The sequence below is a fragment of the Phycisphaerae bacterium genome (genome assembly GCA_017999985.1).
In the GTDB taxonomy this organism is placed as follows: domain Bacteria; phylum Planctomycetota; class Phycisphaerae; order UBA1845; family Fen-1342; genus JAGNKU01.
Window position 1 is genome coordinate 105,528 of the sequence record JAGNKU010000006.1, and the last position, 12,648, is coordinate 118,175.

Genomic DNA, 12,648 nt, shown 5'->3' on the forward strand with positions numbered 1-12,648 from the left:
CAAACAGCTTGGGGCGATCGCACGCTCAACTGCCTGGCCGCCGACGGCATGCATCCGCCGGCAACGAGCCCATTCTCGGGCGTAGAGCCAAGAAGCTTGGGACGGCCGATCGTTGCCGCCCCATAAGTGCTTCGGCCAAAAGACGGCGCGGAGATTACCCATTTTCGCAAGCACTCCGGAGGGCCAGTCCGATAAGCACGACGTTCTCTTAGCCGATTCGGACTCTCCCCCCGCGTCGTCGAACGTTGACACGTCCCGGGCTCAGCGATACAAGTGGGCGATGAAAGGGTGCTGTGCGCCTGCTTCGGGGCGGTGGGCGAGCCGCGGCCGGAGTTGACTGCAGGTTCTGATGGGTGGAAAACGGGGCGATAATTCGCCCACAAGCGGGCCTTGGGCTCGGGAACGGACGCTAATGAGGAGCACGCGTATGGGTCGGGGCATGATCATCTTTGTTTCGCTCGCGCTGGTGTATAACGTCGCAGCTGAGCCCCAGGATCAAGGCACGGCGGCGACGATTCAGAGTCTTCAGAAAGAACAGCAGCAACTTCGCGCCGACGTGAACAATCTGCGGACCGAACTGCAGAGTCTGCGCCGATTGCTGGCCGACTTGCAGGCCCGTCTGCCGGCGGCCGTGGAGAACAACGCCGAGGCGGTGGACGAGCCCATATCGCTGGCCGCCATCGATCAGAAACTCAACACGATTCTTGGCCAGCTGCAGGTCATCTCAAAAAACGCCACCGCTCCCAAGGCCGAGCCGCGCCGTCCGGCGATGGATCTGGTCGGCAAGCCGGCCCCTCCCATCGCGTTGACGACCATGGCGGGAGCGCCCGTTGGGAACGCGCAGTTCACGAGTCACCCGGCCACCGTGTTGAACTTCGTGGCGCCGAACTGCGGCTTCTGCGCGCGGCAAATCCCCAAGGTCGAGCAGGTTCGTGCTACGTACGAGCCGAAGGGCGTGCGTTTCGTGAATATCAACGAGCAGATGGGCGCAAAAGCGTACACGCCGGAGGAGGCCGCCGCCGAGTACACCTCGCGCGGGTCGAACCTCGAACTGGCGATGGACCCTGGCAACAAGATCGGCGGTGCGTATTTCGCCACTGCGTACCCGACGATGTTCGTGATCCGCAGTGACGGCACGGTGGCGCACGTCAACATCGGCGCGAAGGACAACATCGATCAGATGCTCCAGCAACAGCTCGCCGCGCTGCTGGGAGAATCAAAGCCCGAGCCGGGCAGCGCTCCGCCGGCAGGCAAATGACCACGTCGCTGGCGCTTGAGGTTTCGGGTCCGGGCGCTTCGGCCCCGACAACCGGGGCAGCGTGAGGCTCCGATCTCGCCGGCCCGACTGTGGTGGGCGGGCGGCGCGCCGGATGGTACGTTGCGGTTTGGCGAGCGTTCACGAGTCCGCCGCAGGTCTGCGGGGCGGCCCTGAAGTGTCGCTGGCACGCCAAGCCTGACTGAGCGACGCGATGCGCCGGGCGATCCTGAGGCCCAGCTGCGCTGGGCCAACGCGTGCCGCGCTTTTGCGGTGCGAACCGTGATCGTCTCTGCACGCGCCCCTGTGGACGCGCGCCCGCTCCGTGCGGCCTGGCCGGGCACGGGCCGTGCACGTGTCGGACGGGCGCCTACCGGCAAGCGTGGTATGCGAGACTGGTGCGCGCGTCGCGCCAGACCAGGACACGCTCCGCGCCCAACCGCGCTCGTCCAATGGGTCACCGCGGGACCGGCGCAGCGCCCGCGCGCAGGCCGCGGGCGATGACGAAATAAGAAAAACCTTGAAGCCAACCAAGGCGTCCGGTAACATGCTAACAGGACACGTAGCGGGCAGTGTGCCCGCATGCGGGGTAGGTGTGCGAACGAAGCGCATGTCTGAGGCGGCTGCGTTGGCGGGGCTGAATGGTTTGGGCACAGCCAAGTGGGGTCACTTGAGTCCCATGTCCCGTCTTGCGTTGGGGTAGTGCATCTGTCGCCGGGCCGCGCGGCATTCCGGCCGGCGCAGCGCACAACATGAGGATCGCGAGATGTTCACGTCTCGGCGCGGGCTGCAGACTGGCACCGTGGCGTCTGGCGCGCGGGCATCGGGAGGCAATGTCGTGGCAGGCAACAGAACACATCGGGGGGGCTGGATGGGACTGCAAGCCGTGGGGCTGCGCTTCGCACGGGCGACGCTGTCGACACCGCCGAGCGCGAACAAAGGAGCGAAGATCATGCGGCGAACTATGACCTCGCTGATCGTAATCGGTGCGGTGCTGGCGGCGACTGAAGCGGCCCGTGCGGCAGACCCGGTGACGGTGACGTTCCAGCAAGGTGTGAACGGGTACAGCGGGACGGTGGACACGTACATCCAGTACAACGTGACCAGTCCGAACGCCGGCGCGACCACGCTCTCGGCCGACGGTACACCGCCCGATACGGACATCCGGCAGATTCTCCTTCGTTTCGACAACATCTTCGGGGCTGGTGCCAATCAGATCCCCGCCGGTGCGGTCATCACTTCCGCCACGCTGACTGTGAACGTCTCGAACGACATCGCCATCGTGACGAACATCCACCGCATGCTTCATACCTGGGACGATGACGACGTTTGGAGCACGTTCGGGAACGGCAGCCCGTGGAACACGACGGCGGGCGTGCAGGCCGACGGCGTGGACGCAGTGTCAACGCCCGATGCCGCACCGGCCACCGTCACCCCGGCCGGATTGAGAACCATCGACGTGACGACCAGCCTGCAGGCCTGGTCGACCAACACTGCGAGCAACTTCGGCTGGGTGTTCCTCGTGGCTGGGGCCGACACGTTGGCCTTTGATTCCTCCGAAGGTGCGACGCACCCTCTGCTGACTGTGAAGTACTACCCCCCGGGGACGCAGTCGATCACATTCCAGAACGGATTGAACGGCTATGCTGGCACGCATGACGCACATATCATGGAATACTACCTCACCACGAACTACGGCAGCGCAGCGGTAGTGAAGTGGGACACTGACGAGCCGAACAGCAGCGGCAAGTACTCGTACGGCCTGTTCCGTTTCGATGGTGTATTTGGGAGCGACGCCAACCAGATTCCGAGCGGATCCACGATCCTCGCTGCGACATTGACGCTGTACATCACGAACGTCACGGCCACCGCTGCCACCATGAACGAGGTCGCGGTTGACTGGACCGAAGACGCCGTCACCTGGAACACTTTCGGTGCCACGGCAGGTGTTCAAGCCGAGGACTACGGCGCCACAGTGGGCTCCGTCCCGTTGGGCACAATCAACACCACCTCGGACATCGACGTCACGTCGAGCATCGCGTACTGGGCGGCCACGCCCATCGCCAACCGCGGCTGGATCATCCGGCCGAACACGACCGACGGCCAGGAGTGCGCTTCAAGCGAGGCGACAACGCAGACGCAGCGCCCGAAGCTGACCGTGCTTTATGTGCCGCCGCCGTGTACTAGCGACCTCGACTGCGACGACGGCCTCTTCTGCAACGGCGATGAAACCTGCAACACCGGCACGGGCGTCTGCGAGGCCGGCACGCCGGTGAGCTGTAGCTCCCCGACCCCCTACTGCGACGAGACCCTCGAGACGTGCGTGGAGTGCCTGACGAGCGCGCAATGCAGCGACGGAGACGTGTGCAATGGCACGGAGGCCTGCGTGGCGGGCGTGTGCGAGGATGGAACGCCTCTGACCTGCGACGACGAGGTCGCGTGTACGGACGATTCGTGCGTTCCGGCCTCAGGCTGCCAGCACGTCGATAACTGCACGGGTGGAAAGGTGTGCAACCACACAACGGGCAACTGTGAGCGTGCACCCGTCACCGTGACGTTCCAGCAGGGGGACGCGAACGGTTACACCGGCACGGCGGACACGTACATTGACAGTACCCTGGGTAGCCAGGCTACGGCCAACCCGCTGGTCGTCGATCTGGACCCGGTCGTCGAACAGGCGCTCATTCGGTTCGACGGAATCTTCGGGTCCGGCGCGAACCAGATTCCAGCCGGATCGACCATCGAGTCTGCGACCCTGACGATGAGAGTCGGGGGCGACACCAACGACTACAGCCCGAACCCGGTGGGCTTCCACCGGCTGCTCCATCCCTGGGACGCTACCGATGTCTGGGCCGATTACGGCGTGGCGCCGTGGAACCTGGAGGCCGGGGTCCAGGCGGATGACGACGACGCGCTGGAAATCGCCGACGCGACCACGACCATGGGCGCCCTGAACACGTCCTATCCGGTGGACGTAACGGGGGCTGTCCAGGCGTGGTCGGCTGCGCCGTCGAGCAACTACGGGTGGGTGATCTTGATGACAACCGGGACGGACGGGCTGCGCGTGCAATCTTCCGAGTCCACGACCGTCTCGTACCGGCCGCTGCTATCGGTGACGTACACTACCGGCTGCGACAGCGACGCCGATTGCGACGACGGCAACCCCTGCACCGATGATACATGCGACGTTGACACGGGCGAGTGCACGAATGTCGCCGACGACAACAACCCCTGCTCCGACGGCAATGACTGCACGGACGACGTCTGCGTGGGCGGCGTCTGCGTCGGCACTAACGACGACTTGAACACGTGCGATGATGGAATTGCCTGCACGGGCGACGACCTATGCAACCAGGGCGTGTGCGCCGGCACTGATGGGTGCACGCCGCCCCTGATATGTAACCACGCCACGGGCGTGTGTGAGCCGCCGGCACCGCTGTTGCCGATCGTGGAAGGCAACGAGTGGAAGTACTTCCGCGGGCAGTCGGAGCCGCCGGTCAACTGGAACACAGTTGCATTTGACGATTCTTCGTGGGAAACCGGCCCGAGTGGATTCGGATACGCCGATGGCGACGATAACACGTTGCTCGACGCGAGCAATCCCCCGGCGATGCAGAACAACTACTTGAGCGTGTACATCCGCCGCGCATTCTACGTGTCCGATCCATCGTCCGTATACGGCCTCGAGTTGTCGGTGGACTACGACGACGCCTACGTCTGCTACATCAACGGAACGGAGGTCGCGCGGAGCAGCAACATCACGGGCACTCCGCCGCCGTACAACGCCAGCCAGTCAAGCGGTCACATCAGCGTGGACCACGAGGCTGGAACACCCGTGCTCACAAGTGTGGCTCCCGGGGTGCTGACTGCGGGCTACAACGTCCTCGCGTGCCAGGGGCACAACGCGACCATAGGGAGTTCGGACTTCTCGCTTATTCCCGAGTTGGAAGAGGTCGCCGCGCCGAATGCGCCGCCGGATCAGCCGACCGATCCTTCCCCGGTCGATGGCGCAATTAACGTCGCGCTCAGCCCGGATTTGTGCGTCGACGTGAGCGACCCCGAAGCGGAGGAACTCACGGTCACGTTCTGGGGCCGCGAAGTGACCGGCGAAGCGGGCGATCCGTTCACAATCGTCGTGCTGCCCGATCCGCAGAACTACGCCCAGAGCTACCCGTCCACCTACTATGCGCAGACGCAGTGGTGCGTGGACAACCGCGTCTCGCGGAATATTGTCTTCGTCGCGGGCCTCGGGGACATGACAAACGACGCAAGCACGACGCAGTGGGGTGTCGCCAGCACGGCGTTCGCGACGCTCGACATGGCCGGCCTGCCATACGGCATGTGCGTCGGCAACCACGACCAGAATCCCACGGGCTCCGCGCGGACTGGTTCCGACGAGGGCGCCACCACGGTCAACTACAACGCCACCTTCCCGAAGTCCCGGATCCAGGCCAACGGCTACTTCGTCGACAACTACACGTTCGGCGGGACGTACCCCAACAACATGGACAATTACTACGTGTTGTTCAACGCCGGCGGGATGGATTTCATCGTCTTCTTCCTGGAATCGGAGATGGATTCGGGGGGAACGTATCAGGGCGTTTGCACCTCGGCCACCTGCCTCGCCGTTGTCCAGTGGGTGGATGACCTGCTGACGAACACCTACCCGAACCACCGGGCGATCATCATCAGCCACGCCCTCATGGCGCCGGCCGGGGCGTTCCACGGCCACGGGCAAGTGCTCTATGACGCTCTCAAGGACAACCCGAATGTCTTCCTGATGAACTGCGGCCACCTGGACCAGGCCAACCATCGCGTTGACCCGGGCACCGACGGACACCCGATCTATACACTGATCTCCGACTACCAGATGCGCTCCAACGGCGGCAACGGCTGGCTGCGGATTCTGACGTTTGACCCACAGTCGGACACGATCCACGTCGAGACTTTCTCTCCGACCGTTGTCACCGGCGGGCGGTTCATCAACAAGCCGACGGCACACGGCGATAACGCGCCCAACGACGCCTGCGCGCGCGATTGCTACGTCGAGCCCGGCGGAACGTACGCCGCCGGCGGCAACGAGTTGATGCTGCCCTACGACATGGAGGCCGGCGAGCCGTTCGTGCAGATCGGAGCTGCGCAAGTCGTCGCGAGCGGCGGCACGGCCTGCGTGAGCTGGCCCGGGCGCGCGATGAACACGCAGTACGAGTGGTACGTGACGATCTCGGACGGGAATTCCACCACGACGAGCAGCCGGTGGGACTTCACGACAGCCACGACGTGCACGACGAACGAGGACTGCGCCGACGACAATGACTGTACCGACGACGTATGCGACAACGGAACCTGCACAAACCCGCCGAACAACGGCAACACGTGCACGGACAACAACGAATGCACGGACGACGTGTGCGACGACGGAGTATGTCAGAGCACTCCCAACTCACTGTCATGCGCCGACGACGGCAACCCGTGCACGGATGACGTCTGCAGCGGCGGCACCTGCACGCACCCGGCGAACGACGCCAATTCCTGTACGGATGACAACGCCTGCACCACCGACGTCTGCTCAGGCGGCGTGTGCCAGAGCAGCTACACGCCCCAGGACGGTTGCTGCACCACTGACGCGGACTGCGACGACGGCAATGCCGGCACGTCGGACGCGTGTGAGGAGCTGACGGGAAATTGCAGTAACGTGCAGAACGTGTCGTGTACCAGCGATGCAGAGTGCGACGACGATGACGCCTGCACCACGGACGAGTGCGTTGGAGAAAACGTCTCGGCGCTGAATTTCGACGGCACCAACGACTACGTGACCATGGGTGTGGCGTCCGGCCTGGGCACTGCCGAGTTCACGATCGAGACCTGGTTCAGGCGGACCGGGACCGGCGTCGGCAATACTACCGGGACTTCCGGGATCAGTTCACTTGTGCCACTTGTTGCGAAGGGTGCACCGGAGGCGGACGGATCTAACGTGGATGCGAACTATGTTCTCGGAATCAACACAGCGGGAGACGTCCTCGCCGCCGATTTCGAGGATACCGCCACGGGCCTCAACCATCCGGTGTCGGGTACAACGCAGATCACCCTCAACACCTGGTATCACGCCGCCGCGAGCTACGACGGAACGACGTGGCGGTTGTATCTGAATGGAAACCCGGAAGCCACGCTCGTAGTCGGTGCCTTTACTCCGCGTTCCGACAGTATCCAGCACTTCGGGCTCGGTGCCATGCTGACGTCGGCCGGCTCGCGGCTCGGCGCCTTCCAGGGGATTCTGGACGAGGTGCGGATCTGGAACCGCGCGCTCAGCCAGGCTGAGATCCAGGCCGGGATGCAACAGGCGATCACCTCCGGAACCGGCCTGATCGGCCGCTGGGGACTGGACGAAAATGCCGGCACGACGGCCCACGACTCGACCGCTCCCGCGGAAGACGGGACCCTGACGAACGGCCCGACGTGGAGTCCGACGGACAAGGCTCCGCTGAGTCCCGGGGTCTGCTCGCATACGCCGATCCCGAACTGCACGCCGTGTACGAGCGACGCGGAGTGCAACGACAGTGATGCCTGCACCACGGACGCGTGCGTAAACAATGTTTGCCAGCATGCGGCGGTGGTTTGCGACGATGGCGAAGTGTGCACGGAGGATTCCTGCAATCCAGCAACGGGCTGTGTCCATACGGCGATTAACGAAAACGGCGCGTGCGACGACGACGACGCGTGTACCACAAATGATATATGCATCAACGGAGTGTGCACGGGAACGCTCATCTCTGACTGCTGCGATGCCGACAATGACTGCGACGACGGCGACGTCTGCACGGACGACGCGTGTGACACGGCGAATCTCGCGGCATTGTCATTCGATGGCAGCAACGACTATATCAACCTCGGGAATGACGGCAATACCGCAGAGGTGAACTACCTCACGAACTACGGCACGGGCAGCTTTACGATCGAGGGTTGGTTCCTCGCAAACACCGCGACCACCTACATGGGCCTGTTCCGGCAGGGCAGCCAGAATGCCTACCCACAAGTCGTGGTACAGTTCCCAGGATCGAGCCCTTACAACCGCATTGCCGGTTCGATCGAGACGTCGACCTCTGGAACCCAGGTTGACACGACGGTCTCGACGCAATTCACCCTCGGCCAGTGGTATCACTACGCGATGGTGGCGGATCGGACGCCGGGGGCGCAAACGCTGACCGTCTACCTGCACGACTCGACCGGAGCACTGGTCGATAGCGCGCAGACTGCCGCCAACGCCTGGGGGACCTACCCGATCAACGACACGTATACCGGGACCCCACCGAACGAAGTGCGCGACCCCGTGATTCTAGGTGCCGTCCGGACGGCGCCGGGCGGCAGTTACACTTATTACTTCAATGGCCGGCTTGACGAAGTCCGGATCTGGGACCACGCGCGGACCGCACAGCAAATTCTGGATAACGTGAACCGTCAACTGCTCGCGGCGCCGGGACTGCGCCACCGCTGGGCGATGAACGAGGGAATCGGGACGACGATCGCGGATTCGGGCTCGACGCCGACGACGGCAGGGACGCTCGTGAACGGCCCGACGTGGCGCACGCTCGCGGCAGACATTCCGACCTTCGGCGACAACACGTGCGTGCGCACGCCGATCGACGGGTGCTGCAACACGGACGACGACTGCGACGACTGGAACGCCTGTACGGCGGACACGTGCGTTGACCACGTGTGCCAGCATCCGCCGGTCGGCGAGTGCTGCGTCGACGCCGACTGTACCGACAGTGACCCGTGCACGGTCGACACGTGCAATACCGGCACGTATACCTGCCAGCACGCCCCCAACCCCGGCGCCGCCTGCGATGACGGCGACGCCTGCACTAGCGGGGAGACGTGCGACGGCGCGGGCAACTGTGCCGGTGGCACTCCGGTCAGTTGTGACGACGGCAACGTCTGCACGACCGAGATATGCGCGTCTCTGACCTCCGAGAGCGCCCTCGCGTTCAACGGGAGCAACCAGTACCTTGATTTCGGCCTGGCCGCGACCCATCCGGAGCTTGGACTCGCACAGTTCACACTCGAGCTGTGGTTCCAGAAGACCGGAGCTGGGGTCGAGACCGCCTTCGCGGCGGTGGCACCCAATAACGCCGTCCCGCTCGTGACGAAGGGTCGTGGAATCGGCGACGGCGACACGAGGGATGAGAATTACTTCCTCGGGATCTCTGCGAGCAACACGCTCGCTTTCAACTTCGAACAGAAGAGCCCGGCGCCAGTCGGCGGGGACAACGTCGTCCAAGGCGCGACGAACATCAACGACGGCCAATGGCACCACGCGGCCGTGACTTACGATGGTCAGAGCCTCAAACTGTATGTGGATGGTGCCGTGGACGGCGCGAGCGCCACTCTGGCCACAACGTCGGTGCCGCGTGACGACAGCGCGCACCCGTTCGGGATCGCCACCGCTTTTGACGGCTGGACGGATCCGAACACCCCGGCTCCCGCGGGTTACTTCGCCGGCAACGTCGACGAAGTCCGCGTTTGGGATCATGCGCTGACCGCTAGCGAGATCGCAGCCAACAGGATCAGGCGGATCCCGGCGGCGCCCGGGCTCGTCGGACGCTGGGGCCTGGACGAAGGGACGGGTTTGACCGCCGCGGATTCCTCCGGCAACGCCTACGGCGGGACACTGAAAAACGGCCCGACATGGGTGGCGGGGGCGCCGAGTTTGGGTCTCGCGGTGTGCATGTACACCAACGAGGAAGGGCCCTGCGAGGATGGGCAGTACTGCACGACTGGGGAGACGTGTCAGAGTGGGGCCTGCACCGGCGGAACAGCTACGGACTGCTCGGCGCAGAACGACCAGTGCCACGTGGGCGTCTGCAACGAGACCACCGATGCATGCGAAGCGCAGCCGGCCAACGAGGGTCAGACCTGCGACGATGGCCTGTTCTGCACCACGGGTGAGACGTGCCAGGGTGGCAACTGCACCGGCGGCACGGCGACTTGTAACGATGACAACCCCTGCACGGCGGACAGTTGCGACGAGGTCGGCAACCAATGCGTTAACAACCCGCTGCCGAACGGCACGGCGTGCGACGACGGCGACTTCTGCACGACCGGAGAGGTCTGCACCGGCGGAGTGTGCGAGGGCGACCCAACCTGCGACGACGGCAATGATTGCACTACAGACGTTTGCACAGGCACAGACTCCTATGCCCTGAAGTTCGACGGATCCAACGACTACGTCACGATGGGGGCGGCCGCCGGGGAAGCCGCTCTGGGCGCCCGGGCCTTCACACTCGAGGCCTGGATCAAGAAGGACGGGGCCTCGTGGGGAACTGCGAACGCATCAACGGGCACAGGCGGGCTCCAGAACGTCGTTGCGCTCGTCACGAAGGGACGCAGCGAGGCCGATGGCACAACCGCCGACTGCAACTACTTCTTTGGCATTACGGCAGCGGGCCGGCTCGTGGCCGATTTCGAGCAGTACGCAGCCAGCGGCGACGGCGCCCCGGCCGGGCAGAACCGACCAATCTGCAGCCGGGCGACAGACGGGGTCATCACTGACCAGAACTGGCACCACGTCGCCGTCACCTATAGTGCGGCGGCGGGATGGACGATGTTCCTGGACGGCACCGATGTCACGGCCGCCGACGGCTTGCCGGCGACCTGCGGTACCGAGTCCACGTGCTCAAACGCGGCGTATTGCGTGGCGGACCCAGGGGTCGAGCCCCGTTACGACAGCATCCAGCATGCGGGACTGGGCGTCGCGCTGAACAGCACGGGCGCAAACCCCGGTGGTTACTTCGGCGGAATGATGGACGAGGCGCGGGTGTGGAACTACGCGCGGTCGGCCGCCGAGATACAGGCCGGCATGTCTATGCAAATCCGGACAGCACCAGGCCTCATCGGTCGATGGGGATTGAATGACGGCACCGGCACCACTGCCGTCGATTCGACGACAATCCCGACGCAGAACAACGGTACGCTCACTCCGACCGCGAATCCGCCGCTCTGGGTCACTGGCGCACCGGACCTCGGGAACGTGGAATGCAGCTACAGCGCGGGCCCAAATGGCACACCGTGCGACGACGGCGACGTTTGTACCACCGGCACAACCTGCAGTTCCGGCGTGTGCGGTGGGGGTACGAAAATCCCCGGGTGCTGCAATACTGCGGCGGAGTGCGACGACGGCAACATCTGCACGGACGACGCGTGCACCGGAAACCAGTGCGTGCACACGAATAACACACTTACGTGCAGCGACGGCGACCCGTGCACTGCGAACGACACTTGTTCCGCCGGCGTGTGCGCTGGCACGCCGATCCTCGACTGCTGCCAGTCCGACACCCAGTGTGAAGACTCGAACGTCTGCACGGATGACACGTGCAACACGGCGAACGACGCGGCGATCAAGCTCAACGGCACCAACCAGTACGTGAATCTCGGGAATGACGACGCCACGACCGCCGTCAACTACATGACGAACTTCGGGAACGGCAGCTTCACGATCGAAGGCTGGTTCGCCTTCGACAACACGGCCGCCCCGGCACAGTACACCGGCATCTTCCGTCAGGGCCGCCAAGGCGGTAATCCCCAGGTGGTGGTGCAATACAACACCGCTGTCAATGATCAGCCGGCCGGACTGGCGCTCTCGGTTGAGACAGACACCGGCAATCAAAAGGACATTGCGACGGAGCTCTCGTTCCCGACTGGGTGGCACCACTTTGCGATGGTCGTGAACCGGACTACGAACCAGCTCGAGCTCTGGCTCGACGGGGTCAAGAAGAAGAACATCGACACTACGGCCTGGGGCACGTCAGCCATCAGCAACAAGTATCCAACTGATGCGGTATGGTTGGGTGTGGCACGCGATTCGGGGGGAGCGATCCTCGCCGGCACGTACCTCAACGGAAAGGTCGATGAGATTCGGACCTGGGATTATGCATGGACGACGACGGACTTCGAGAGCTACATGGGCAAGCAGGTGCTGTCAGCAGCAGGCCTGCGCCATCGCTGGGCGCTGGATGAAGGCACTGGCGCGACGACGGCCGACTCCGGCTCAACGCCCACGGGCCCTGGGACACTCGTCAACTCCCCGACGTGGCTCACTGATCCCGCAGCGATCCCGGATCTCGGGCCCGGCACGTGCGAGCATCTGGACACGACCCCGGCCGGTCAGTGCTGCGACCCGACCAGCGGGACTCTGACGCCGATCGACGACGACGACCCGTGCACGACGGACGTGTGCAACGCGGACGGCACGGTGACGCATACGGGCCCGCCGGCCGGTCAGTGCTGCGACCCGACCAGCGGGACTCTGACGCCGATCGACGACGACGACCCGTGCACGACGGACGTGTGCAACGCGGACGGCACGGTGACGCATACGGGCCCGCCGGCCGGTCAGT

General features: G+C 64.4%; 2 protein-coding genes. Both read left to right on the top strand.

The features are described 5' to 3' along the window. The first annotated feature begins 427 nt into the window (after positions 1-427). Complete coding sequence (locus KA383_09620) at positions 428-1,258, top strand: redoxin domain-containing protein (GenBank protein ID MBP7746383.1); 831 nt, start codon at positions 428-430, stop codon at positions 1,256-1,258. A gap of 949 nt (positions 1,259-2,207) precedes the next feature. Next, positions 2,208-12,648 (top strand): DNRLRE domain-containing protein (locus KA383_09625; protein ID MBP7746384.1); only part of this gene is annotated, 10,441 nt, incomplete at its 3' end.